Annotated in this window: 24 protein-coding genes; 6 read left to right on the top strand and 18 right to left on the bottom strand. The window is 62.1% G+C overall.

Annotation, left to right across the window (positions count from 1 at the left end; genetic code table 11):
* Positions 1-126 precede the first annotated feature (126 nt).
* The 6 genes from C664_RS09545 (at position 127) to C664_RS20655 (ending at position 6,352) form a co-directional block, all read left to right on the top strand.
* Positions 127-1,137 carry a phage protease gene (locus C664_RS09545; RefSeq protein WP_198291509.1) on the top strand — a complete coding sequence of 337 codons (1,011 nt, stop codon included), beginning with the start codon at positions 127-129 and terminating at the stop codon, positions 1,135-1,137.
* 14 nt (positions 1,138-1,151) lie between these two features.
* On the top strand, positions 1,152-2,048 hold the full coding sequence (locus C664_RS09540) for a Mu-like prophage major head subunit gpT family protein (RefSeq protein WP_004258475.1): 897 nt from the start codon (positions 1,152-1,154) through the stop codon (positions 2,046-2,048).
* A 4-nt stretch (positions 2,049-2,052) separates the two neighbouring features.
* Entirely contained in the window at positions 2,053-2,514 is a 462-nt protein-coding gene (locus C664_RS09535) for a hypothetical protein (protein ID WP_004258473.1), read from the top strand.
* Between the two features lie 181 nt (positions 2,515-2,695).
* The gene (locus C664_RS09530; protein WP_004258471.1) at positions 2,696-5,014 is read left to right on the top strand and encodes a hypothetical protein; all 2,319 of its coding nucleotides are present in this window, start codon (positions 2,696-2,698) and stop codon (positions 5,012-5,014) included.
* Positions 5,015-5,440: 426 nt separating this feature from the next.
* Positions 5,441-5,701 (top strand): hypothetical protein, encoded by a 261-nt coding sequence (locus tag C664_RS09525; RefSeq protein WP_004258468.1) that lies wholly within the window; start codon positions 5,441-5,443, stop codon positions 5,699-5,701.
* A 513-nt stretch (positions 5,702-6,214) separates the two neighbouring features.
* Positions 6,215-6,352, top strand: coding sequence for a hypothetical protein (locus tag C664_RS20655; RefSeq protein ID WP_157354085.1), 138 nt, complete (start codon positions 6,215-6,217; stop codon positions 6,350-6,352).
* Between the two features lie 261 nt (positions 6,353-6,613).
* On the opposite strand, the gene C664_RS09515 is transcribed toward C664_RS20655, so the two are convergent.
* The 18 genes from C664_RS09515 to C664_RS09435 all read right to left on the bottom strand — a co-directional run bounded on the left by C664_RS09515 (position 6,614) and on the right by C664_RS09435 (position 26,066).
* Positions 6,614-7,831 (bottom strand): hypothetical protein, encoded by a 1,218-nt coding sequence (locus C664_RS09515; protein WP_004258463.1) that lies wholly within the window; start codon positions 7,829-7,831, stop codon positions 6,614-6,616.
* A 13-nt stretch (positions 7,832-7,844) separates the two neighbouring features.
* Positions 7,845-8,429, bottom strand: a complete 585-nt coding sequence (locus C664_RS09510) for a GNAT family N-acetyltransferase (protein WP_004258459.1) — start codon at positions 8,427-8,429, stop codon at positions 7,845-7,847.
* A gap of 97 nt (positions 8,430-8,526) precedes the next feature.
* Complete coding sequence (locus C664_RS09505; RefSeq protein WP_004258455.1) at positions 8,527-9,399, bottom strand: polysaccharide deacetylase family protein; 873 nt, start codon at positions 9,397-9,399, stop codon at positions 8,527-8,529.
* Between the two features lie 137 nt (positions 9,400-9,536).
* Entirely contained in the window at positions 9,537-10,514 is a 978-nt protein-coding gene (locus C664_RS09500) for a polysaccharide deacetylase family protein (protein WP_004258451.1), read from the bottom strand.
* Positions 10,511-11,848 carry a putative O-glycosylation ligase, exosortase A system-associated gene (locus C664_RS09495; RefSeq protein ID WP_004258447.1) on the bottom strand — a complete coding sequence of 446 codons (1,338 nt, stop codon included), beginning with the start codon at positions 11,846-11,848 and terminating at the stop codon, positions 10,511-10,513. The genes C664_RS09500 and C664_RS09495 overlap by 4 nt, the downstream gene beginning before the upstream one ends.
* 14 nt (positions 11,849-11,862) lie before the next feature.
* Positions 11,863-13,221, bottom strand: coding sequence for a phenylacetate--CoA ligase family protein (locus C664_RS09490; RefSeq protein WP_004258444.1), 1,359 nt, complete (start codon positions 13,219-13,221; stop codon positions 11,863-11,865).
* Positions 13,218-14,345, bottom strand: a complete 1,128-nt coding sequence (locus tag C664_RS09485) for a glycosyltransferase family 4 protein (RefSeq protein ID WP_004258441.1) — start codon at positions 14,343-14,345, stop codon at positions 13,218-13,220. Before C664_RS09485 ends, C664_RS09490 begins: the two co-directional genes overlap by 4 nt.
* Entirely contained in the window at positions 14,342-15,547 is a 1,206-nt protein-coding gene (locus C664_RS09480) for a TIGR04063 family PEP-CTERM/XrtA system glycosyltransferase (protein WP_004258439.1), read from the bottom strand. Before C664_RS09480 ends, C664_RS09485 begins: the two co-directional genes overlap by 4 nt.
* Positions 15,548-15,556: 9 nt before the next feature.
* A complete protein-coding gene (locus C664_RS09475) occupies positions 15,557-16,570 on the bottom strand; it encodes a glycosyltransferase family 2 protein (RefSeq protein ID WP_083483077.1) in 1,014 nt (337 codons plus the stop codon).
* Complete coding sequence (locus C664_RS09470; protein ID WP_004258436.1) at positions 16,567-16,983, bottom strand: GtrA family protein; 417 nt, start codon at positions 16,981-16,983, stop codon at positions 16,567-16,569. Before C664_RS09470 ends, C664_RS09475 begins: the two co-directional genes overlap by 4 nt.
* Complete coding sequence (locus C664_RS09465; protein ID WP_004258435.1) at positions 16,980-18,467, bottom strand: glycosyltransferase family 39 protein; 1,488 nt, start codon at positions 18,465-18,467, stop codon at positions 16,980-16,982. Before C664_RS09465 ends, C664_RS09470 begins: the two co-directional genes overlap by 4 nt.
* Positions 18,464-18,754 (bottom strand): nucleotidyltransferase family protein, encoded by a 291-nt coding sequence (locus C664_RS20305; protein WP_004258433.1) that lies wholly within the window; start codon positions 18,752-18,754, stop codon positions 18,464-18,466. Before C664_RS20305 ends, C664_RS09465 begins: the two co-directional genes overlap by 4 nt.
* Before the next feature lie 135 nt (positions 18,755-18,889).
* Entirely contained in the window at positions 18,890-19,060 is a 171-nt protein-coding gene (locus tag C664_RS21260; RefSeq protein ID WP_004258430.1) for an antitoxin MazE-like protein, read from the bottom strand.
* Between the two features lie 61 nt (positions 19,061-19,121).
* On the bottom strand, positions 19,122-21,065 hold the full coding sequence (locus tag C664_RS09455; RefSeq protein WP_004258425.1) for an XrtA/PEP-CTERM system amidotransferase: 1,944 nt from the start codon (positions 21,063-21,065) through the stop codon (positions 19,122-19,124).
* 15 nt (positions 21,066-21,080) lie between these two features.
* Positions 21,081-22,208, bottom strand: coding sequence for a TIGR03088 family PEP-CTERM/XrtA system glycosyltransferase (locus tag C664_RS09450; protein WP_038011413.1), 1,128 nt, complete (start codon positions 22,206-22,208; stop codon positions 21,081-21,083).
* A 44-nt stretch (positions 22,209-22,252) separates the two neighbouring features.
* On the bottom strand, positions 22,253-23,773 hold the full coding sequence (gene xrtA / locus C664_RS09445; RefSeq protein WP_004258417.1) for an exosortase A: 1,521 nt from the start codon (positions 23,771-23,773) through the stop codon (positions 22,253-22,255).
* 6 nt (positions 23,774-23,779) lie between these two features.
* Positions 23,780-25,012 carry a TIGR03087 family PEP-CTERM/XrtA system glycosyltransferase gene (locus C664_RS09440; protein ID WP_004258413.1) on the bottom strand — a complete coding sequence of 411 codons (1,233 nt, stop codon included), beginning with the start codon at positions 25,010-25,012 and terminating at the stop codon, positions 23,780-23,782.
* Positions 25,013-25,016: 4 nt separating this feature from the next.
* Positions 25,017-26,066 (bottom strand): FemAB family XrtA/PEP-CTERM system-associated protein, encoded by a 1,050-nt coding sequence (locus C664_RS09435; RefSeq protein WP_004258410.1) that lies wholly within the window; start codon positions 26,064-26,066, stop codon positions 25,017-25,019.
* Between the last annotated feature and the right edge of the window lie 2 nt (positions 26,067-26,068).

The raw sequence follows: 26,068 nt of genomic DNA, 5'->3' as shown, positions 1-26,068 counted from the left end.
TCGCCCTCCACTGCCGAGCGGAACAGATTCCCGAATCTCCCATTCTGACCCATCCCACCGAATGGATTCAGACCCGCCCCCCTGAAACCTTTCTATAACGTGCTTCCATCGTTAATGGAGGCACCAATGAACAAGCAAGGCCAGGCGGGCGCTAGCAGCCCCAGCGAAAAGAAGGATGACGCGGTAATTTCCACTCCAGCGCCTTTCTCGATCGCCCTCAAAAGCCATGGAAACACGATTCAAATTTGTCCGGCTGGTCGTTTCTCTTCAAACGACGGAACTGGACGCCCGGAGGGATTGGACGGCTGGTTCATCGATGCGGAGATCGCCGCCGAGCTGAACGAGAAGATCAAAATGCGGAACGTCCGCCTGCCGATCGATTACGAGCATCAAAGTATGCTCTCAGCATTTAACGGCAAACCTGCTCCCGCCGCAGGCTGGTTTAAGAATCTGGAGTGGCGAGAGGGCGAGGGCCTGTTTGCGGTGGATGTCGAGTGGACGGACAAGGCTAGGGAGATGATCAAGACCGGCGAGTACCGCTATCTTTCCCCAGTATTCAGCTATCACCCCGAGACCGGCGTCATTACCAACTTGTTGGGGGCCGGCATCACGAACACCCCCGGCCTGGACAGCATCGCACCTCTTTCCGCTCTCAAAGCGGAGTCGGCGACTCATGCGGCGGTGAAGACTACCGACCCCGATCCGTTCGTTCGCCTAGATGCCCTCATGAGGGAGAACCGGGAAATCATGGTCGCCCTTCATGCCAAGGCTGACGAGGCCGCAAAGGCACAGCGCGAAGTCACCGCCATTCGTCAAAAGATGAGAGCGAGCGAAATCGAGGCACTGATCGAGGATGCACTCAACGATGTGCGGATTCTACCTGCACATGTGGAGGCCGCACGCCGCTTGGCATCGACCGACGTCGAAGCATTGAAGACCCTGCTCGATCGCCCTCCAATCTTCCCGGCTCTGCTCGGAATGCAATCGAGCCGCATGCGAGACCCGGGGGGCACCACCAATAATTCCGGGCTCACGACGGAGGAACGGCGCATCTGCGCATTGACCGGGCGCACCCCGCAGCAGTTCGTAGAGCTAAAACGTACTTTTGCCGCTGAAGACAGCGGCCTGACTGATTAACGGAGATCCGCGACATGATCATCAACCGCGCTGCACTCGACGGCATCTTTACCTCTTTCCGCGCCGACTACCAGGCAGGCATGTTTGCCGCGAGACCTCTGAAGGATCGCTTTGCGATGACCTCACAGAGTTCGACGAGAGAAGAGACGTACGGCTGGCTGGGGGCCTACAACTCCCTCCGCGAGTGGATTGGTGACCGGCAACTCAATGGCTTGGTCGCACACGGCTTCACCATCAAGAATCGCACCTTCGAGAACACTGTCAGTGTGTCGCGTGAAGACATCGAAGACGACATGATCGGAGTCTATTCGGGCGCGTTCCAACTGATGGGCGCCGATGCCGCCATGCACCCCGATAAACTCATCTTTGAGTTGCTGCGCGCGGGTACCACGTCGACCTGCTATGACGGCCAGAACTTCTTCGATACGGATCACCCAATCAATATCGACAGTCCGAGCGCGGGCACCGTGTCTAACTGCGACATGGTGAATCCGAGCGATGCGCCTGAGTGGGTGCTCTTGGACGCATCGAAAGTGATCAAGCCCTTCATTTTCCAGCGTCGTAAGGATTACACATTCGTCGCTAAGGACCAGGACAGCGACGAAAACGTATTCATGCGCAATGAGTACGTCTATGGCGTCGAGGCACGGGTCAACGCAGGATACGGACTGTGGCAACTGGCCTACGGATCGAACAAGGATCTTTCGTACGCCAACTATGCCGCCGCGCGCGCTGCGATGATGAAGCTCAAAGCTCCCAACGGGAACCCGCTCGGCATTGTTCCGGATGTGCTCTTGGTATCGCCCGACTACGAGGCCGAGGCTCGCGACCTTCTTCTCACCCCGAAGTACAACGATGGCGCGATGAACGGCACCGCCGAGATCATCGTCTGCCCGTGGCTGGGAGCGTAATCCAATGGATTCGCCCGGTGTAGAAGTCGCCGGTTCGGGCGTGCCGCGCCGCGAAGATTTCTTGTTCGAATCCGATTTCCCAGAGACGGCAAGGAATCTCGCGCGCTTGCTCGGATGGGATGGAGCGCTGACCTTGATTCGCGAGCTTGGCGGCATTCCTTTTCCAATCCCCAAGGGGCCGAACAACAATGCTCAAGGCGCCGCACGATATGAACGCCTCGCAGAGATCTTGGGCGAGGACGGAGCCCTGCGTCTGGTTCAAGAGTATGCGGATGAAATTCTTCTTGTCCCGAACTGCAGGCAAGCCCTTGCAAAGGGTAGCAAACGCGCGATGGCCGCCTTCTATGACAGAGGTGCAACCCTCGAAGAGGTTGCGGCTGCATTCCGTGTGTCGACGCGATGGGTATCTATCGTGCTGAAGGATGTCCCTCCTGAGGACGGAGAGCGCATCAGTTTTCATGGCTGATGGAATGCCGAGTAACCAGCTGACGAACTCAGGGAAGCGAATCGTTTGTTGTGTGTCCGCCCTATCACCATCAAAGGTTGGCGTCGGCCCGTTTCCCTTCCACGACGCAACGGGCAACTGTTCAAACCTTGCCCCTGCGACGTTTCAAATCATCGACGCCCTCTCCCTGGGGAGATAGACCATGACGGACAGGAATCTAGAGCTTGCGCTTCGCATCACGGGAGATACGAAGGACGGCCAGCAAGCCTTAAAGGCGCTGAACAAAGCCATCGACGAAAGCGGGAAGGCGAGCGAGAAAGCGCTCGACCCTTTTACTCGATCCGTAACCACTGCAACTGGAGGTGTGGACGCGCTTCAAACGGCCCTACGCCCGCTTAATGCAGCGTTCGTGGCACTCGGCGGGGTGCTCTCGGTGTCATTGGTGTCCAACATGATTCGCGGGTTCGCAGATCTGTCTCGCGAGATCACTGCTTCCGCGCAGGTTGCCGGCACCAGTGTCGAGACGTTCCAGTCGCTGGCATATGCCGCGCAGACGGTCGGCATCAGCCAGGACAAGCTCGGCGATATTTTCAAGGATACGCAAGACAAGATAGGTGATTTCCTGAGTACAGGCGGAGGCGAGCTGCTCGATTTCTTCGAGAAACTTGCGCCGCGTGTAGGTGTGACTGCTGAGCAGTTTCGCAGTCTGTCGGGTCCCGAGGCACTGCAGCTTTACGTTTCGACGCTGGAGAAAGCGAACGTTTCCCAGGCGGAAATGACGTTCTTCCTTGAGGCGATCGCCGATGATTCTGCGCGACTGCTACCGCTGTTGCGCAACAACGGCACGGCCCTGGCCAGGCTCGCGGAGGAGGCGCGCACACTAGGGGCGATCATTGGCGAGGATCTCGTGCGCGACGGGGTTGAGCTCGACCTTTCCTTGCAGAAGCTCGAAGGGCGCGCCAAGGGGTTGTCTATCGCGGTTGGCCGAGTTCTGGTGCCAGCGCTCAACGAACTTGCTGCGGGCCTAATCGAGCTGGCCACCACCGATATGTCGGTGTTCGACCGGCTGTTTGGCTCAATCTTTCGCGGCTTCGACGATCCCACAAAGAATCCGGCTGAGGAAATCGCGCGCATCAAGAGGGAGATCGAGGCATTCCAGCGCGGCGACTGGAAATCCAAGAGCCTGTTGGAGAATCTTGCGCCTGAGAAGGCTCTCGCCGACTTGCAGCAGCAGCTTGCATTTTGGGTTCGAAAGCGGGAACAGGCCGCCCAGCCCACTCCCGAAGAGCAGGATGGACAGCGAAGGCGGCTGGCGCTCGAGGGCCAGCTCGTCGACGAGATTGCGCGTCTGGAGAAGTTGCGCGCGATCGAGGCAGGGAAGGCCAATGCGGAGATCCTGCTGGATGATAAGGCCGTCGCAGCGAAGCGGATGCGGGAGTGGCGCTCATCCATCTCCGAGCAGATAAATGGTGCGAAGGAGCTGCAAACAGCGCTCAGGAGCGCGTGGCAGGCGAGCATCGAGGCTGCGCGCCAAGCGCGCGACGAGGCCGCCGCTTTCTTCGCTCAAGCGAAAGCAGCTTTCAGTTCGCGGCAGCAGCAGGCTCAGGCTCGACGCGACCGCGATCTTTCACCGGAGGAGCGGGAGGAAAACAACTACAGGGCAGCGAAGGGCTTGATCGACAGGGCGCAGACGCAATCCGTTTTCGCCCAAAATGCCGCCATCGACGGTCGCGCAAAGGCCGCTAAGGAGTATGCGCAAGAAGCGTTGGATCTCGCCGGAGAAGCGGCTCAGTATGTGAACGGTATCGGTGACAACTCATCTGCCGCGAAGTTTCTTGAGCGCATCGGGGAGATCGAGAAAGCCGCATTGAACGCTCAGGGTAAGATTCGCGAGCGAGAGGGGGATGCACAGGAACAGCAAGCGCAGAGCATCCAGCAGGAGATCGCGGCGAACGAGGCGCGCCTGCAAGCACTTCGCGCCGAACTGGAAAAGCCGGCGACGCTGAAGGCGGACATCACCCAGGCCGAAGCGCAGATTACCGCACTGAAGCAGCAGCTGGACGGGCTGAAGGACAAGACCGTGACGATCACGGTCAACACCGTCAGCACTGCTCCCGCGGACACCAGCGGTATGACGCGCGAAGAGTTGATCGAGTCGATCCCCGGTCGCGCCTACGGTGGCCCGCTGCCGGGCCGCGCATTCAGCGACCGCAGCGACAACGTGATCTACCGCGGCACGCCCGGCGAGTGGGTCATTCAGCGCCCTGCCGTTCGGTACTGGGGAGCCAACTTTCTACAGGCTATCAACGAGATGCGCATGCCGCGCTTCGCCTACGGCGGCGAACTCGGGGCCGACCAGCGGCAGGCGCTGGCCGATTACGAGGGCGCGGGCAGCAAGACGCCCATCGTGCTGCAATGGCCTGACGGGTCACGATCGCCGATGGCGGCGTCGGCTGATGTCGCAGATCAGGTGGTGCGCCTGTTCAGGACTGCCGCGCTCCAGCGTGGGCGAAGGCGATAGACAGTTTTCGAGGCTTTGAGACCTTTTTAGGTCCTCAGTAATGGTCAGGCATGGCCGCTAACTTGAAAGCGGCTGGTAACGCACCTGTAACGGCCTTGCTGATGATTTTTGCAAGCTGAGAATGGCGCGCAGATGAAGTAACTACTCTGGAGCCTTGACGGCAATGACAAAAGACGTGCAAACTGGATGTACTGTCGCATCAACGGCAGTGCGGGCTTGGTCGCCCGGTAAACAAGGCGCATTAAAGCCGCGCCCTTCTATTGTCGCGGCTTTTTTTATGCGCGCTCGGTGTTGCTCCTATGGGCGGTCCGGGCGGGAGGGCGCAAGCCCTGCCGGTTCCTTGTTCCGGTCGACCAACCCGCTCGGTTCCGCCCGCCCCTTTGGTCGGGGGCTGCGGAAGCTCAAACCGCAACAAGGAGGCTCATCATGAGTCAGCTCACCTCTACGTCCTTAAAGGGCTCTTACACCCACGCAACTTTCTCTGCAATTCAAACAGAGTTGCTAATTTCATTGAAGCGTGTGGAGCGCCTAGTGATGGAGGCGTCGATGGAGATCGAAGTCGACCAATCTCCAGGCAATGACCGTCTGGTCATGATTACCCATCTAATTGGCGATGCTAACCACGAGATTTTCAATGCTCTGGTGCAACTCTCGCAAACTATGTTGCCGCCCAATGCGACCCATTGATATGCAAATCGCCCTAGGGCGAATCCGCTCGCTCGCCATCGCTGCAGACATAGTTCGCACGGGCTCGACGCTAGACGATGAAGGGCAGGCAGAGATCATTGTGCTGAACATTCTAGCCGTGATTGAATTGCTGGCGGCGCAAGTTGATCTGGGCGTCGATTTATCTAGCTCCCATTCTCGCCATTGAGGATTTTTTTCACGAAAGGCGGGCGCGTCGCTGCGGTCCCGCCTTTTTCATTCATGGCCTAAGCGGTAGCTGAAAAGAGCCATTGGAAGCTACCGGCGGCTACGAAGCGGCGCTGGCGCGCGACTTGGGCTGAGTTTTCAGCTGCGCTGCTCCGGTGACCCTACGGCGGGCGTCTCGCGCGTCCGGTCAGCAAGATCGTTCAGCAGGATTTGGGGGCCGTAGGCGCCAGTTTGTGGCCATCGCCGCTAGCTTGAGAACGTCGAATCCGGCATGGTCTGCCGTGTCGAGGGGCACATCACGTAGTGATGGGCGCGCTGCAGAAAAACGTGACTAGCATCGGTCACACCGCTGCCGCACCCCTGATCGCCAGGCTTCGCAAGCTGGGGCCCAATCGCCGCCAGATCCGCACGGCGGTCGGCGTGGCGCCCTACGCCAGCGATTCGGGTTCTAGTAGAGGCCGTTGATGCATCATCGGCAAGTGCTATCCGGCGCACCGGGCTTTGTACGTAGGCGCGCCCACCGCGGTAAACTTCTATCCCGTCATCCTCAACTTCTACGAGCGCCTGGTGGGCACCCGTAAGCTCAGAAAAACGACCTTGATTGCTTGACTTTCAACACCGTTACTCAGCCCTCATGTGCATCTGTCCTCGTGTGTCAAAAGTCGCGCGAAACGATGCCAAAAGCGGCGCGACGTTACAGGTAGCTCTTGAACTTGCTGATCGCGCTCATCGTTTTCCCGGTGCATTGCCTGTAGTGAAGAGATCCCGCATGAATCTACGCCATTGCTTGAAATACAGCGAACGGTCGCTGGGAAACCAAAGATCTGACCGTATCGATGGATTCAGGAAGCGCGCAAACCACCCTGCCAAGCTTCCAAGCCGGCTCAGGAGCGGCAGGCCCTTGTCCTTCCACCGCGACGCCACGTAACCCACTTCGAACGGAATCGTGTAGCGCACCTGCAGACCGAGCGGAAAGCACTGCGTGCTCTGCACACTGGCTCCGTGGAACAGGTCCAGCAGCATCCGTGGAAAATCGACGCCCGCATACAGCGCCACATGCAGGGCCGCCCAGAAGCGTGCATTAAGCTCAATGAACCAAAACTGATCCGTGTCGGGATCCCAACGGTACTCGAGCATCGCCACGCCCTCCCAGCCAAGATGGGCAATCTTGATGCGGGCATCTTCCATCATGGCCTGATGCCACCAACTGTCACGCAGTGAGCAGTAGCCACCGGTGTGGGGAACCTCATGCAGGCAACGGTTCATGAACTCCTGGATGATGCGGCCCTGATGCACCAGAAAATACGCCCCTGTGCCCTTGCCCGGCACAAAACCCTGTACCAGCACGCTGGTGTATCGCTTTCTTAGCTCGGCGATTCGGGCCCGAGCATCGGCTGGGGAATGCTCGGGCGAGACGACGTTGGCATTGCCTTCGCGGTCGTCGGCGCCGTCGCCTTTGACGAAGATGGGCAGCCCGAGGACGGCGAGCTCTTCCTCTTCAGGCAGCGGGTCGCCTTCGCGGATGAACAGCGTGGGCGGCAGGCTGGCTGCGGCTTCGGGCGTCTCGAGCAGGCGGGCAATGGCTACGGACTTGCTCAGGCTGCCGTAGATGAGCTCGGGATCGGACTTGATCGGGAGCAGCGGCGCGTAGCGGTCAAAGACCGGGCGGATGGCGAGCAGAAAGCCCTCGCTCGGCACGATACAGCGGATGTCGTGCTCGCCGACATAGGCGTCGAGCCAAGCGAGGAACTTGGGGTCGTCGTACGCAGGGCAGCATTCGCTGCGCGTGACGAAGTTCGACTGCAGGCCGAGCGCGTCGGGATTGCTGGCGCAGGCGTGCACCGGGTAGCCGGCGCGGCCCAGCGAGCGGATGACGCCGATCATGCCGATGGCGCCGGCATCGGGCACCAGCACGGGGAGTCCGGCGCGTTGCGCGGGCGTCATTTGGGATAGTGGTTCAGACACGATGTTCGATGGTGGTGAAGTAGTCGGCAGGCGACATGCGACCGCGCTGAACGCGACCGAAGTGGATGCGCTCGAAAAGCACATCCACGCATTTGAATCCGCAGCGCGCCGCCACGGCGCGCGAGGCTTGGTTGTGCGACTCGATGGCGGTGTACACCCAGTGCGCACCAGGCTGGGCGGCGCCGTCCGCGATGCGCCGCATCATCGAGCGAGTGTGTAGGCCGGTGCCGCGGGCCGCGGGGTGAGTGTAGGCGTTGAACAGCACGGCGGTGCCTTCGGGGTAGTCGTAATGCTGACGTACGTAGGGAAACCATGAGCGCTTCTGGCGCGGGACCAGCCAGCCGTAGTGCACCAGCACGCGCTGCTCGACCGCAGTGTAAAGGCGCATACCCTCTTCCTCGATGCGGCGGCGCGCTTCAGCGACGAAGGCCTCGCGTGGCAGCCAGCGCTCGGTTTGCTGGAAGTAGGCTAGGTCGTCTAGCGCATTTACGTGCAGTTCGTCGGCGCCCACCGGCCGGACCTGCGCGACCTCAATGGCGTGCAGCAGCAGGTAACGCTCGCTGCGCAGCCAACGCATCGGCCCGGAATTTGCGAACCGCCTTCGTAGGCGCTGAAGCAACACGACCGTGTTCGCAGGCTTCAACTCAATAATTCCCTAGTGCCAAAAATGGTAATCACGCTCCGGATCTACGGCGCAGCACATTTTTCAAAGACCAAAAACCTGACAGCTTCGCCTCAACCTCCAACGCTGACATGGTTTGGCAATCGAGAATACGGCGCAGCGCAAGCGCATGGCTACCGGGTGGGTTCAGGCCAAACTCTGTGGTCGTCGCGGAAACGACGCCTTCCTTTTCAAGCGTGGCGAAAAGGCTGCCGTCATACTCCCCGCTCGGATAACAAAAATGCATCAAATCCTTCGCGTCTTGACCTGTGATCTTTGAAAGGTATTCGCGATTCTTGACGATCTCTTCTGCAACGCGTCCCGAATGAAAACCATGCATGCGATGCGTATGGGTGTGAAGTTGAACATCGAAGCCCTTCTGCTCAGCCTCTCTAACTTGCTCAGGGCTCATGAGCATGAAAGTCCCACGCGCCTCTAGGTCATCGACGTCAAAACCGAGTCGCTTGCCGATAGTGCGAACCACATCATAACGCCCCTCCAGCGTCGGCAGTCCCTCGACGCTTTCTACAAGTTTGGCCAGCAAAACCTCTGGCGCTTCGGATGCATCGCAATCGGGCAATAGCTCTTCCCACGGCACTGCTACCTTAGTCCTCGCGACGAAATAGCCCAGCATGACATTGAGGACCGGCCGCTGGGCCAGCGTATAGTAAGTGGTGACGTAGATCGTTGCGGGATATTGGTATCTCTCAAGTACCCGCAACATGTGGCGATAAGTGCCAAGCCATGCGTCGTCGATAGTGATCACGATGTCCCTCGCGCAACTCTCACCGCGGCGGTGACGTGCAACCGCTTCATCCAATGAGATAACTCTGTAGCCAAGCTGACGAATCAATTGCATGCGCTTGGCAAAGGCGTCTGCGTCCATGAACAGGCAATCTCCATAGTGCGGAGGGGGTCCAATCCAGATGCCGTGGTAGCAGAGAATGCGCAGATGCTTACGTGTAAGCAGGCGGCTGAGCGCAAAGAGCCCGCATGCGCGTGCCAAATGAAGAACAAGCGCCTTCATGACGAAGCCTTCATGCTAGGAGCCTGGCGCGAATGGTGCAGGTTCTTGATCATCTGCATCGAGAATCGATAACGGCCACCGCCCCAAGGGGTGAACCGCGGGATCTGGAAGAGATCATCGCCGTATCCGACGGTCCCTGGCGCAGTCGTAACCGCGGCACTAAACCCAAGCTCTTGCACCATGTCGACATGTCTCCGACGGTAATCCGTGTCGGGCTTGCCATTAGGATAGGCAAACAAGTCAATCTTCTCGCCAAGAACCTCTTGGAGCGCTTGCTTGCCGTCGGCGATCTCACGTAAGGCAAGGCCATCATCGCAGGCGGCGAGTATCGGATGGGTAACGGTATGGGCACCGATGCTCATACCTTCGGCGCGTAGCCTTCTAAGTTGCTCAGTACTCAGCATCAAATCTCGGGGAAGATCAACCTCGGCAATATTCGCAATATACTCAACCACCTGCTTACGTTCCGCGTAAGGCAGATGCTTGATTGCACCGTTTAGCGTTCCAAGCGTTGTTGCACGCTCTGTCTGCGTGGCGAGTGAATGGACGCCGAGGCCCACTGCTGAGCAATCGAGCGCGGGGAGTCGCGTGCCCCGGATAGAAAAACCAAGTGCATCGTTCCACATGATTCCCCCATCCAGGAAATCAGTGGCAATGAAGAACGTGGCATGCATGCCGTGCTTCTTGAGCACAGGCAATGCATGAAGGTAGTTGTCCGCATATCCATCATCGAAGGTGATCGCTGCGGCACTGCTTGGGAGTGTTCCTGCGGCCAGTCGATCAATCGCTTCTGGGAGCGGCAAAACATTGAATGCAGCGCGTACCCAGCCAAGCATGGCGTCGAAACGCGAAACGTCTGGAATCAGATACCTAATCGGGTCTGGCACGGGAAGCACGCGATGAAAGATCAGGATCGAAAGCCTGGCGCTTTGCCCTGCAGGAGAGAGGGCCCCACTCAGGAGTCTGAACATCATCGCTGCCCCTGCGCGCGTGCTGTAATCTCCCGCGCGCTGTTCCTGCGCTGGAAGCGCCCCAGGCCCGCATACTCGAGGAAAGACACCGGCGCCTCCCGCTCCCAGGCGCGGGTGACGACCCAACGCTTGGCGAGCACCACCATCACCATCACGTTATAGGGCAGGTCGAAGTATGAAAGACTCAGGAATGCCCCACCCACGGCGAAGCCGACAAAACAGACCTGCGCCATCGCGCCCAGGTCGGCCGCCCAGCGTGTCTCCGGGTTGTTGCGAGCATGCTTGTTGAGCCAGCCAGCCGCGCGGTAGGCCGACACCCACATCGCCAGGTAGAGGAACAGTCCGAGAAAGCCGTGGTTGCCGAGGATCTGGAAGTAGATGCTATGTGCAGCAAGCGTTTTCTGGTCGTAGACCCCGTACAGCATGAAGAGGATTTCGTGCTGGTAGCTCATGCCAGCACCGAACCAGTGGTTCTTGGCGACCTCCCAAGCCACGATCCATGCATTGATCCGCCCCATCGCGGATGCATCTTCCTCGTAAGTCCGGATGGTGTGCATCCGGTCCCACCAGTGCTCGGGCATCATCGGTAACAGGGCCAGCACCACCACGCCGATCATCAGCGCGATTGGCCCCTTCCTCTGGCTGCGCCACCAGAACAGCAGTCCCATTGCACTGATCGCCAGTAGTGCGCCTCTAGAATGCGACCCCAGGGCGGACGCGGCGCACAGCAGCATCGTGATTGACGCCGCATGCCGCATCCAGCCGCTCTTTAACTGAAGCTGGAGGAAATGCAGCATCGGGATCGCCATGATAATCGCCAGAGCGAACTCGTTATTGTCCTGGATGAATGAGCCGATCGGCCCCCAGGTGCGGTGATTTCCACCGGTAAGGATCGTGAAAATACCACCCTTCAATCCCAGGAGTGCGAGCGAGCCCACAGTCACCCACGCAAACGCGATGATGTGATGCTTTGTGTAAAGCAGCATCGCCGCGACAAAGGTCATGAGATAAATCTTCATGACTTTGTCCCACTGCGGAAAGTCTCCAACGGGATCCATGCCGAACAACCACGAGAACGTGATCGCAAGCGAAAGCACAAAGAACCACACCATCGGCGGTCCTTGGAAGGGGCTTTGCCGTTCACGAGTAAAAAGGAGACCCAGCAGCGTTGCGCCAGCTGCAACCGCGGCCAGCGGCGCGGAATACGCGAACCCGTATGTATACCGGTGGGGGTTCATGATGCTGATCCACGTCCACAGCATCACACCGATCCACGGGCGCTTCAGCGCCATCAGCGCCATCACGCCCACGATCGAGACAATCAGCAAGTCACGCATCTGGCTTTGCTTCCTTACCGGACGGCCACGTGGCTGACCACGTAGCGGAACTTCCCGGACTTCTCGGCCGGGATGGATTCAACAAACTCCACCGACACCTGCACACCTGCCCCAAGCCTGCGGCGGAAGCCTTCAATCACGGCGCAGTCCAGCCCATCGGTGCTCGCCCCCAACTCCGGCACGATCAACGCCCGCGTGTGGCTGCGGGTTTCCTGCACGATCTTGAAGGCGCGCACCGCGGGGATGTCGCGCAGTATGTAAATCAGCGACAGGCCGTGCAGCACCGTGCCGTCTTCGGCAACCACGAAGTCCGTGCTCCGCCCCTGGATGTCCCTTAGGATGGGCAGCCCGCGCCCGCAGGGGCAGGCCTCGTCACCCAGCGTGCCAATGTCGCCAGTGCGGTAGCGGATGAAGGGGTAGTCGCGCGTGGCCAGGTGCGTAACGACGATCTCTCCCGACTGGCCTGCCGGCAGCACCCTGCCCGCCTCGTCGACGATCTCGACGACGATGTCCTCGGCGGTGATGTGCATGTTGCCGCTGGGGCATTCGTGGGCAATGAAGCCGGCGTCGCGCCCGCCGTAGCCATTGGCAACCGGGCAGCGGAAGAGCCGGCTGATGGTCTCACGCTGGTGGTCGTAGAGTCTTTCAGACGTGCAGAACACCACCTTGATGCCCAGGTCGTCGAGTCGGACACCACGCTGCTCGGCGCGCAGGGCAATGTGGCTGATGGCCGAGGGGTAGCCGAACAGCATCTTCGGCCGGCGTTCGCGGATGCGGGCGATGAAGCCATCGACCTTGTCGTCGGACATCTCGAAGGCACGCAGCAGCTCGGTGCGCATCAGGGCGTCGCGCACCAGGCGCACGCGGTCTTGCGTGCCGAGTTCGATCGGCGAGCCCCACACCACGATCTCGCGATCGCCAATGTCGACGTCCCACCAGCGCGTGGCGCGCCATTTGGCGGCGACGTCGTGGGTGACGCGCTCGGTGCCGATGAAGAAGATCAGCGGCTCGCCGCTGCTGCCACCAGTGTTGAAGCGGGCCAGACCCACCGCGTTTTCGGCGCGCAAGGCGTCGCTATGGGCGCGGATCTCGGCCTTGGTGAGGAAGGGTAGCGCCTGCAGGTCGGCCACGCCGCGCACAGAGGCGGGATCGAAGCCGATGCGGGCGAAGAGCGTGCGGTAGTAGGGCACATGCACGGCCACGTCATTCAGCAGCGCCTTGAGACGCTGGATCTGCAAGTCCTGGATGCGCTCGCGCGGCCACCACTGCGAGGCGTCCATCTCGCGATGAACGCGCACGGTGTCGTGCTTCTTGAGGCGTTCCTGCAGCGGGAAGAGCACGCCGGAGACGAAGCGGGTGTAGAGGTCGCTCATGGTGTTTTCTCTCGGGCTGCAGGCCGCATGGTTTCGGCAGGCAGGTGCATGGCGTCTTGGTAAGCGGCGAGCAGGGTGTCGCGTACGGCCGCCCAGCGGTAGCGCTGCACGGCTTGCAGGCCGGTGGCGCGCAGCGCGCTGGCACAGACCGGATCGGTCAGGATCTGCAAGGCGGCAGCGCCCATGGACTCCGCATCGTTGGCCGGCACAAGCAGCGCGGTGCGATCGTGCTCGACGATGAAGGGCACGCCGCCAACATCGGTACTGACGACGGGCACCCCGCTGGCCAGGGATTCGAGCACCGAATTGGGCATGTTGTCGACGTGGCTGGGGTTGAGGCTGAGGTCCGCCTCGCGGTACAGCGCGGCCATCTGCTCGCGGTCGAGCCTGCCGGTAAAGCGGACCCGGTCGGCCACGCCGAGCGAGGCTGCAAGTTGCTCGAGTGATTCGCGCAGCGGCCCGCTACCGGCAATCGACAGGCGCGCCGCCGGCAGCTTTGCGGCGACGAGAGTGAAGGCGCGCAGCGCGACATCGATGCCATAAATGGGCTCGAGGTTGCGCGCCACCATGATGTGCGGCGCCTGCGGATTGACGGGGTAATGCTCCGCCGGGCGAAAGCGGACCAGGTCGATGATGTTCGGCACCACCCTGCCCTGCATGCCGTGGCGGGCAAACACGTCTAGAAGGAAACCCGAGGGCAGCAGCAGACCGGCGCTGTGGCGCAATGTCCGGCGTACGGAATCCGCCGCCTTGGAAAGGAAAGGACCCGCTTCGCCACCTCGGTAATTGACCACCACCGGCGTGCCCCGCAGCGCAGCAAGGCGGATCGCCGGCATCGCAAACAGGTGCCACGACCAGCCCGAGTTGGCCATCACATGCACGATGTCGGCGCGGCCGCTGACCTGCCAGAGCTGCACCAGATAAGGCAACAGACGGAATATGGCGCGCATGCCCTTGATGCGGCCCGCCCAGGCAGGTCTATAGGGCGCATTCACCTGAACCAGTTCGACACTCGCCCCTTCACCGCGCAGCAACTCGGCGAGCTGGCGCGTCTGGTTGGCCATGCCGCCCGCGGGCGGGGGCAAGGGACCGACGAGAGCGATGCGCAAACCATCGAACTTCACGCGGCCTTCCGCCGAGTGAGCCGGCCATACACCGGGATGTAGTTCGCCACACTGTTCTTCCAGTTGCGCACGTCTTCAACGAAGTGCCGCCCCGCCTTGCGCATCGCTGGCCAGCGCTCGTGATGATCGAGCATGTCGTCGATGGCGCTTGCGAGCGCATCGGCACTGCCCGCATTGAACAGCTTGCCCGTTTCGCCATCGCGAATCAGTTCCTTGTGGCCGCCGACGTCGGACGCGACGAAGAGCCGCCCCTGCGCCATGGCCTCGAGCGGTTTGAGCGGCGTGACGAGCTCGGTCAGGCGCATCGAGTGGCGCGGGTAGGCCAGCAGGTCGATCTGGTTGTAGTAGCGGCTGACCTCGCTGTGTGGCACGCGCCCGGTTAAGACGATCTTGTCGGCAATACCCAATTGCTGCGCCTGCGCCTTCAGATTGCCCTCCTGCGGACCACCGCCGACCAGCAGCAGGCGCAGATCGGGACGCTTCTGTAAAAGCACGGGGAAGGCGTCGAGCAGCAGGTCAAGCCCTTCGTAGGCGTAGAACGAACCGACGAAGCCCACCGTAGTGCATCCCTCCAGGCCGAGTTGGCAGCGCAGCCCTGGGTCGGCCTCGCCCGAGAGCTGGAAACCTTCCACATCGACGGCGTTGGGGATGACCGTGACCTTGGTCGACGGAATGCCGCGCGCTACGATGTCGGCACGTAGACCTTCGCAGATGGTGAAGGCGTGATCGACCCGCTTGAGCGCCCAGGTTTCCATGGCGCGGGTGGCACGGTAGCGCAGGCTGCCCTCGGCAGTGGTGCCGTGATCAACCGCGGCGTCCTCCCAGAAGGCCCGGATCTCGTACACCACGGGAATGCCCAGGCGCTTGCCGACACGGATGGCGGGGATGGCATTGAGCACTGGCGAGTGCGCATGCAGGACGTCAGGCTTCAATTCGCGCGCAAGTTGCTCCAGCCGCGCTTCAGTAGCACGCATCAGGCGCAATTCGTTGATGCCGGCCGGCCCTGCTTCAGGCACCGGGCATCGGTAGAAACGCAGGCCGTCGACGTCCTCGACGTCAGCCGCCGTCTTGCCCTGCTTGGCCGAGGTCAGATGAAAGGTTTCCCAGCCCAGCGCCCGCTGCTCACGCAGGATAGCCGCGGTGCGGAAGGTGTAGCCGCTATGCAGCGGGATGGAGTGGTCGAGGATGTGGAGGATTCGCATGGTGAAACGCTATCGAGTTTTGCGCTGCATGTCTGTGGCAAGGGGCCCCGATGCCGGCGGGTCAACGATGTCGAGCGGCCGATTCAGCCCACCGGAGGTCTTCTCGATAAAGTAGGGCGGCCGGCGCTTTACCTCGAGATAAATCTTCGCGAGGTATTCGCCGATGATGCCGATACACAAGAGCTGAATGCCTGCCAGGAAGAACATCGGCACGACGGTCGACGCCCAGCCGGGAACGGCTGATTCGGAGAACAGGCGAACCCAAAGCGCCCACAACGCCACCACGAAGCTAGCGACGGAAACCGCTACACCTAAGCCCGTGATGGCCCGAAGCGGTGCGGCAGAAAAAGAGGTCACGCCCTGCCAGGCGAAGGCGAGCATTTTCTTCAGCGGATATTTGGACTCGCCTGCGAAACGTTCGGCCCGGACGTAGTAAACGATCGCCGACGGGAACCCAAGCTGCGGAATGATGCCGCGCAGGAAGAGGTTCGACTCGCCATATTGCTTGAGCGCTTCGAGCGCACGCCGGCTCAGCAAACGATAGTCGGCATGATTGAAGACGATCTCCACACCCAGAACATCCAGCAGCTTGTAGTATGACTCGGCAGTGAAGCGCTTGAAGAAGGTGTCTGTGTCGCGCCGCTTTCGAACGCCGTAGACGACGTCCGCGCCTTTACCACACGCGGCCACCATTTCACGAATTGCGTTGAGGTCGTCCTGGAGGTCGGCGTCGACGCTGACCACCGCTTCCCCTTCTGCGCCGAAAAGCCCTGCGATGAGCGCAGCCTGATGGCCGCGGTTTCTCGAGAGCTTAATGCCCCGGACGCACGGGTCTGCCGCAGACGCCTGTTCGATCAGCGCCCAAGTTCGATCGCGGCTGCCGTCATCGACCAGAATGATTTCGCTGTCAGGCGCGATGTGCTGCTCCGCGATCAGTTCGCGCTTCAGTGCGCAAAGGCGCGAAATCGTCTCGGGCAATACGGCTTCTTCGTTGTAGCAAGGAACAACAATCGACAGCCTCACACGCTTCCCTCCCCCGGATGAAGCTGGTCGTTCTTCGACCCAGCAAATGTCCAAATCTTGTGAAGTACGAAATTCCACACAAGGGTCGCGCCAGTGGCGATCACTTGAGCAAACAGGTAGTGCCAGCCCATCACTCCATTGAGCAAGGCAATTAGGCCTGTATTTATTGCGAGCCCGCTTAGGGCGACCCCGACAAAGCGCGGGGCGGCCGATCGGTGTGTTCTCGTCGAACTGAAGGTCAGGCGCCTGTTGAGAAGGTAATTCAGCACCGCGCTGATGCAGAACCCCAATGCGCTCGCCCACACGGGATCGAGCAAACCGAGCCGCACGAACGCGATGAGAATTACGTAGTGCAGCCCGGTGCAGACGCCACCAATGAAGAGGAACACCGAGAACTGCCGAGACAGGCTCACGCCAACTTCTCCTGTCGCGCCCCCCCCGTCATCAGCACGCCCGCGAGCACACAAAGCACCCAGAGCACGGGCACGTGGTACTTGCCCGCGCTTTCAAAGACGCTGTGGATCGCGAACAGGTATAGCCAGATCCAGGTCGGCGTCAGCCAGAGCGGGTTGGGGGATTGTTTTTCGCCCAGACGCAACCATGCGAACAAACCGACCAGCAACCAGACGAGCATCCACCAGGCATTTGCAGAAACCTTTAGCGCCGCATAAAGCGCGTCGCTTGCGACGCCCCCACCAACCTTGAACGTGCTGTAGGCGCCGACTGCGTCATCGCCCATGAAGCGGATCTGCTTCTCGACGAGTAGATCGACGAAGGGCCCCGGGTTCGCCTTGATCCACTCGACCGCGAGGCGGCGCCCTTCTTTGTCCTGCGCGAGCTCATCGAGACCGCTGAGGTCGACTTCTCCACGGGGGGTATAGCCCCCGGTCGCGAGCGAATTGTTGGCGCGATAGAGATTGCTGCCGCCGTTGGTCGCGACAAGAACCGCGGTGTCGAAAACCATGTAGTTGCGGTACGTCCACGGTGCAACAACGAGCGCAGCCCCGAGGACAACCAGAAGCGCCTGGGCGAAGCCAATGCGCTTCTGCCGCGCCGAGCCCACCAAAAGGACCGCTGCAACGAACGGCAGGAATTGCAGGGAAGGCTGCACCAAGGTGCATGCGCCAAGCAGCACCCCTGCACGAAAAACGCTGAGGCCACGGCCGCTACGGTTCAGGGCAGCAAGCATCCAGAAGGTTGCCCAAGGCAAAAGCGCGAGGACGAGGACTTCTTTCTCGGGCGTGCCCGCCAGAAAAACGAGGTTCGGCCAGACCGCAAACAGCAGGGCAGCAAAGCTGCCCGCTCGGTCACCGGCAAGGAATCGTGCCAATGCGGCCACACCAAACGCGCCGACAACGAAAAGCACCAGGTTGGAGGCGAGATAGGCGGTGCGTGGATCATCGAAGATCGCGACCCAGGGGACCAGAAAAAGCGGGTAGCCCGCGGGCCAGTAAGCCTTTGTGCCCCCCGCTTCATAAGCACCGCCCTCTGCCAGTCGTTCGGCCAGCCCGAGGTATGAAGCGCCGTCGGAGCCAGCTTGTGCGGGAAACAAGGCAATCCAGCCCATACGCAGAACCAGGCCGAGGACCACCACCTGCCAGACGCGAACTCTGGAGAGCGCGACGAAGAGCCCGGCCAATGCGTTGGGAAACCGACGATGAAAGAGCAGCGCAAAGCCCCCAGCCCCGATTGCGAAGATCGCAGAGATGCCCACGCGCACCGGCTCGGAGAATACCTCGACCAGCCGCATCATCTGGAGCGGCGTGGCAAAGAGCGCCAGCGCCGCAAAGAATACGAGCAGCCAGTGGAGCCACCCCCCTGACACGAAGCGAACGAAAGCATTTGCATCGCCAGATTGGGGGCGGTCGGCAGTGCCAATGGACAGAGCTCGATTCATAGCGGCATCGCTTCGGAGGGCACTTGCACGCGGAGCCTCGCAGGGAGTGCGCGTGGTGTCTGCACATCGACGTCGAGGTTCAGCAGCTTACGAAGCGCGTACCGGATGGCTCCAATGCCCATCATGGTCGCCTCTGGCGTTGGGCCAATGAGGAGGTCAGGATCACGACCCTCCTCCTCGTCGCAGCTGAGGACCGAACCGAAGACGCAGGCGTTTCTAGCATGATGCGCAGCGACGATGCGTCTGACCTGCTCGCGATAAAGGCGAAGGGCTTCAGAGGGTTTCATTCATTGCTCCGGCGGATCAATGGAGTCTGACCCGATCGATCTCAAATAGTCGTCGGACCACTCCCGAAACTCTGCCAACTCCTGCGCAGATAGTGACTCGATCAGTCTTTTTACCGTCTCCAACCGATACACGCGCTACTCCTTCACCAAGCCCCAACCATCCGTATCCGCAACCTGCTCGAGCCAGTCGAGCACTTCTGCCTCCTGCGGGTCTAGCGCCATAAGGCTGGATTGCCGACGGCATTCGTCAGCAAGGCACTCCTGCTGATATAAAGGGGTTTTCGAAACGGCGTGAGTCGTTTGCAATTCATTTCTCCGACCTGCTTGTTCAAGTAAAAGAAGTCTTCCACCGATTCCTTGCGGCTACTCACCACGCCGTGGGAGCGGGCTTGCCCAAGCGTTCAATAGGGTCTGCCCCCGTTGATCCGTTGTTCCTCACGAACGCCTCGAACATCAACAATGTCCACAGCGGCGCGCTGTAGTCACGCGCGCCGGACTGATGGGCGTCGACCAGATGCTGCAGGTAATCGCGGTTGAATATACCGGTTGCGGCCAACGTCTCGCCCAGCACTGCGTCACGCACGCGCTGCTTGAGCGGACCGCGGAACCAGCGCGCGAGCGGCACCGAAAAGCCCATCTTCGGCCGGTAGAGCACATCATTGGGCAGGAAGGGCTCCATCGCCTTCTTGAACAGGTACTTGCCTTCGTTGCCCTGGATCTTGAGGCCGGAGGGCAGCGTGGCGAGCCACTCGACCAGCTTGTGATCCATCAGCGGTTCGCGCACTTCCAGCGAATGCGCCATGCTGGCGCGGTCGACCTTGGTGTTGATGTCGCCGACCAGGTAGGTCTTGAGGTCGAGGTACTGGATCAGCGCCAGCGGATCGTCGGTGCCGGCATTCGCCGCATGACGACGGAAGACGTCGAGCGCGTCGTAGCCGCCGAGCTTGTTGCGGAAGTCGGCACTGAACAGCTTGTGCCGCATGTCGCCACGTAAAATGGAGACGCTGTGGAAGTAGGCCTCGGTGGCGTCACGCGCCATGGCCTGGAAGGTGGTCTTGGCGCGAAAGACACGCGGCGCCCAGTCGGCCTTGGGATAGACGCGGCCCAGCAGTCCGAACATAGGCTGCCGCAGCCCCAGCGGCAGGGCCGAGCGCATCTTCTCTTCCATCAGGTGCATGCGATAGCGGCGGTAGCCGCCGAAGCTCTCATCGCCGCCATCGCCCGACAGCGAGACGGTGACGTGCTTGCGCGCGAGCTGACACACCCGGTAGGTGGGGATGGCGGAGCTGTCGGCGAAGGGCTCGTCGTAGAGCGCGGCCAGGGTGTCGATGAGGTCGAAGTCGTCGGACTTGACCGTCTCGACGAAGTGATTCGTGCGGTAGCGGTCCGCGACCCTCTGCGCGAACTCGGACTCGTTGAACTTGGGGTCGTCGAAGGCGATGGAGCAGGTGTTGACCGGTTCGTCCGACAACCCCGCCATGGTGGCGACGACCGCGCTGGAGTCCACCCCACCCGACAGGAAGGCGCCCAGCGGAACCTCGGAGATCATGCGCAGGCGCACGGACTCGCGCAGACGCTCGGTGAGCTCGGCGGTGGCCTCCGCAAGGGAGAGATTGTTGTCGAGGGTAAAGCGCACGTCCCAATACTGCCGGGGCTCGGGGATGGGCTGACCGCGGCGGATGCAGAGCGATTCGCCCGGCCCGAGCTTTCTGGCGCCGAGGAAGATGGTGCGTGGTTCGGCAACGTAGCCGAGCGCGAAGTACTCCTCCACCGCCTGCGGGTCGATGCGGCGATCGACGTCGGGGTGCTGCATCAGCACCTTGAGCTCTGAACCGAAGGCGAGTGTGCCGTCCGGCAACAGCGCGTAGAACATCGGCTTGACCGCGAGACGGTCGCGCGCCATGAAGAAGGTGTCGCGGTTGCGGTCGTGCAGGGCGAAGGCGAACATGCCGCGGAAGCGCTGCACGCAATCCTCGCCCCAGGCTTCCCAGGCGTGGACGATGACCTCGGTGTCGCTGCGGGTGTGGAAGACGTGGCCCAGGGCTTCGAGCTCGGGGACGAGTTCCTGGAAGTTGTAAATCTCGCCGTTGAACACCACCGCAACCGAGCCGTCCTCGTTGAACAGTGGCTGCTGGCCGGTGGCGAGGTCGATGATGGACAACCGCCGGTGGGCAAGCGCGACACCGGGCTCGAAGTGGTAGCCGCCTTCGTCCGGACCGCGGTGGTGCTGGACGTCGTTCATGCGCTGCATCAGCGCGCGGTCGAAGTCGCGCTTGCCGCGAGTGTCGAAGAGGCCGGCGATGCCGCACATAAGCGAGAGTCCTTGTTATCGGGCGCCCGTCGGGCGCAGCAGGGATTCGTAGAGTTGCGTGTAGCGCGTGACCATGTTGTCGATGCTGAAATTTTGCTCGACGCGCTGCCGTCCGCTGGCGCCGTGTTTTTGCCGCAATGCAGCATCGGAAGTGTAGCGCAGTAAGGCCTGTGCCATGGCATCGGGATTTTCTGCGGGTACGAGCGCCCCGGTCTGCCCCGCAACGACGAGCTCGGCATTGCCGCCAACGTCGGTGGCGACCACCGGCAGGCCGCTGGCCATGGCCTCGAGGATGGTGTTGGAGATACCCTCGGCACGCGAAGGCAATGCAAACACATCGATGGCGCGCATGACCTCGGGCACGTCGCTGCGCTCACCGGCGAGCCAAGTGATGTCGGCGATGCCGGTAGCGCGGATTTCGGACGCGACCTCGGCGCGCTGCGGGCCGTCACCGGCGATGAGTAGCCGCAACGCCGACCCGTCCACGCCCTGCTTGCGCGCGATGGCGACTGCACGCACGAGGCTTACCTGGTCCTTGACCGTCTGCAACCGGCCGACAGTGCCAATAACGACCGCCGCCGGGTCGGCAAACGGACTGCCAGCAATACTCGCCCGCTGCACCGCAGGCCGGAAGCGCTGGGTGTCCACGCCATTGCAGATGCGCTCGACACGGCCGCGGGCGATCTCTACGCGATCAGTCAGATAAGACTCGATCTGGCCGGAAAGGGCCACGTAGCGATTGACGAAAGGGCTGTAGGCGCGGCGCAGCAGCTGGTACTTGCGCCGCGTACCGCCGGGGTCGGAGGTATCCCAGCCGTGTTCGCCATGGACACGCGCCCGCACGCCCGCAAACGCGGCCGGCACCGCAAACTCCAGCGCGGCAAGATTGCGTGTATGAACAATGGCCGGGCGCGTCTGGCGAAACAGCCGGTACAGGCGCGGATAGAGCTTGACGCCGTGGCCGGGGGGTTTGTGTAACGAGATGAACTCGACATCCGTTCGTCGTACTCGCTGGCAAAAGCTCGGTGCGCACTGCGCAATCGCCACCACGGCGTGGCGAAACCGGTCGTACGCCATGTGGTTGATGAGATTGACGACGCCGTTCTCGAGCCCGCCCACGTCGAAGCTGTAGAGCACATGCATGACCAGCGGACGCTCGTCACCCTTGCCGACGGAACCCCGGACGATCATCTCGGAATGCTCTGTGCCGGCGCCTCCACCGCTTGCTCGATCGCGGCGGCGTGGCTCGAAAGGAACGCCTGAAGGCGAGCGCGTGCGGCTTCTTCATCCAGCCCCTCGGGCGTAGCGAGCACGACGACCGCGGAGTCGTCGGCCATTCCGAGCAGCCGGTCGAGCACCAGCCGCAGTTTGGCTTCGACATCGCCTACCAGGCTGCGGCCGTTGATGCGGTACCAGTGCCAGGTGAGCACGCGCCCCTGTGGCGTAGAGATGAGGTTCTCGCGCACCGGTTGGCCCGCGAATACAAGCGTGCGCGAGGTACGCAGCAGACTGACGTCCTTCATTGAGGGTGAGGCGGGGCCATTGCCCCAGGCCACCATTTCACTGTTCTCGCGCTGGTCGAAGTACCAGGCGGCATGGAGCAGCACCGGCGCTGCGCTTTCATGGGTTGCATAGTTCCGCGAGATCTCGGCACGAGCCCCCCCATAGACGGGGCGGTAGTCGAAGGACGCGCCAGGAGATTCGATCCACCCATTTGCGGGCGCGGGCGCGGACAGCGCGACCGGAAACTCGGGAACCGGGGCATCGAGCAGCTTGAGCACGGGTGGGAACAGGGCCACGGCCACCAGCAAGGGCAGGACCGCGAGCCCGCGCATGACGCGCGTCTTATCACCCTGGACCGCCTCGCCTTGCGGCACCATGGCCGCCGGCGCCTCCTGCCACCTGCCGCCGATCCAGAACATCAGGAAGATGACCACGCCGAAGAAGACCCAGCCATAGAGGATGTGATCGACGCCAACCGCGATCTTGTTGTCGGAAAGATAGCCAAGCATGACGATGAAGTACGCCCGCAGCCAGTTGGCGAGGATGGGCACTGCAACGGCGACGAACATGAACAGCAGGCGGCGCTTGAAGCTGGTGTAGTGCAGATAGGCATAGAGCGCCCCCACGAAAAGCGAGGCAATGAGGTAACGCACGCCGCTGCAGGCTTCGACCACGGACCAGCGTCCGTTGGGCACGATGAAATGCAGCCCTTCCTGGTACACGGGCACGCCGGACAGGCGCAACGCCCACACGGTGAACTCGGCGGTGTAGTGCATGAGCGTGGGCAGCATGAACTCGCCGATCGGCACGCCGAAGAAGAGGAACAACAGCGGGAACAGCAGCACCCGACTCAGCCGCCAGCCGAGCACACCGACGAAGGCCGAAACCAGCAACGCGAACAGCGCAAAATGCTGTGCCGCTGCGACGCTGACCATGCCGCCGAGCAGCCAGAGCGATCCGGCGGCGAGGATGGGTAGCGTCATCCAGGCAGTGGGCTGTGGTTGCAGGCTGCCGACACGATCCCGCGCGCGCCACACCAGCCAGCCGAAAGCGGGCAAGACTGCCAAGCCGTGCGCAAAGGTTTCGGAGTGCCACCAGATACCCGCGATACCCTGCGCAGTCTGCCAGTACCAGCCGAGCACCCACAGAAACGTGAGGGTGAGCGCGAGGGGGACAGCAGAAAAGGCACGGTATGTATGGGTCATGGCGGATCAGCGCGCTCGTGGGAGCGCATCCTTTGCGAGCACATCGAGCCGGGCAAGGTGGGCTTGCCAGCTGTAGTTTTCCACCACACAGCGCCGCGCGGCGGCGCCCATCACGCAGCCGACGTCTGGATCTTGCAGAAGCCGGGTGACCATACGGACGGCCTCCTCGCCATTCTGTGCAATCTCGCAGTCCTCCCCCTTACGGGCGGAAAGCCCAACGGCGGCCTCCGCCGACACCACCACCGGCCGCGCCATCGCCATGGCTTCCAGCACCTTGTTCTGAATGCCGCGCGCGATGCGTAACGGAGCGACGACGACATTGGCGTGGGCGCTGTAGGGACGCACGTCCGGCACCGTACCGGTGACGGTGATGCCTTCGCCCGTCAGCGCCTGGACGGCGGGGGCGGGATTCATGCCGACGATCCAGAAGCGCGCCTCGGGCACGCTGCGGCGGATCTGCGGCAACAGTTCGGTGGCGAACCAGGTGACGGCGTCGATGTTGGGCCAGTAGTCCATGGCGCCGCTGAACACGATCACCGGGCCACCCGCGGGATAGGGTGATTCTCCACCGTTGGCCGGCGAGAAGTAGTCCGCATCCACCCCGTTCTGCATGACCTGCGTGCGCTCGCGCGCCTCCGGCGCCGAGCGGATGAACAGGGCCGCTTCGGCTTCGGTGACGAAGAGGCTCGCATCGCTGTCCATGGCCGCCTTGCGCTCGAAGGCCAGCAGGTGTTCGCCTTCGCGGCGATACAGCCAGGACATCGGCCACGGCCGGTCGGCGGCGTACTGCGTCCACTTGGCCGAATCGACGTCGCAGAAATCGACGATGCGCCGCTGCAGGCCCGGCGCGTCGAGGTACTGTGCCATGGGCCCCGAGAAGGCCACCGCCTGAGTGATGCCATGCTGCGCGACTGTGGTGCGCACCCATTGCGCGAGGCGCGCGCTGCGGTAGTACGGGAGGCTCAGCGCCTCGCCGGTCAGCAGGCCGCGCAGGCTCTTGATGCGGCCGAATCGCGGATCGAGTTCGACCGCGCAGACGTCCTCGCACCATTCGCCAAGCCGGGCGACATGCTGGCGGTCGTCGGGATGGTCGACGAAGGTGCCGAGGAAGACGCGCCGGGTGCGCGCCAGCTGGCGCAGGATGTTGAACGAGCGCACCTTGTCGCCCTTGTTGGGCGGGTACGGGATGCGGTGCACCAGATACAGGACCGGAGGAAGGGAAGCGCGCGGATCAGCCAAAGCCCTACCCCAGGTTGCGCACGATGTGCGGCCCGATCGCGTTCGCCACGCCCAGTGGCAAGCGCTTCCACAGCGCGATGAAGGCGCGGTACTTCGGGTTCATCGGGTTGTTCTGCGGCACGCTGTCGCGCTTGTACAGGCGGTATTCGTAGGACAGCGGCTGCGGCTCGAAGCCCCAGTTTTTCTTGAAGCTGTAGGGACCGGTGCCGACCTTGCTGCGGCCGTAGTCGAAGACCTTGCAGCCACGTTCACAGGCGCGGCGCATCAGCTCCCAGTACTTGAAGTCATTGGCGGCCAGGTCGCGCGCGGCCAGGTCGTCGCCGGCGTAGTACGGCAACACCTCGTCGCGGAAGTAGAAGCTGAGCACGCTGGACAGCGGCTTGCCCACGGGGTCGGTGACGGTGAGCACCTCGCAGGCCTCACCGAAGCTGTCCTTGAGGCGCTGGAAGAACTTCTTCGATAGCGCCGGCGTGCCGTGGCGCCGCACGTTGTCGGCGTAGAGCGCGAAGAAGCGGTCGACGTTGGCGTCGATCTCGCTGACGAGCGCGTTCTTGATGCCCTTGCGCACCATCGCTCGCTGCTTGCGCGGGATGGCGAGCATGTTGTCCTCGACCTCGGGCAGGATGGCCTTGCGGAAGGTGACGTAGAGGTCCTGCCGCGGCCAGTCTTCGTGGCGGACCTGCAGGTTGCGGTACTCGAGGTGCTGAACGCCCAGCTTGCGGGCGAGCGCGTCGGCCTCGGCCTCCAGCGCGGACACGGCCTCGGGTCCGGCATCGTCCGCCGCGGCAACGCCGCCATAGACGCAGAACGGCAGCGAGGTCAGCGCATGGCCGAAGAGCCGGCTCCTGACCTCGGCCAGCGGCAGCACGGCGATGATCTCGCCCGCGCGCTCGGCGAACAGGAAGAAGCAGCGGTGCCGCAGCACGTCCTCGACGATGCCCTGCCAGGCCGACAGGTGGAAGAAGGTCGCCTGCGGGCAGGCGCGCACGAAGGCGTCCCAGCGCGGGACATCGGCGGGCGTGAGTGTGCGGACCTTGATCGGCAGTCTGTCCATGG

The organism is Thauera sp. 63 (assembly GCF_000310165.2).
GTDB lineage: Bacteria > Pseudomonadota > Gammaproteobacteria > Burkholderiales > Rhodocyclaceae > Thauera > Thauera humireducens.
The sequence above is the reverse complement of the archived record's forward strand: the minus strand, read 5'-3'. Positions and strand labels throughout refer to the sequence as shown.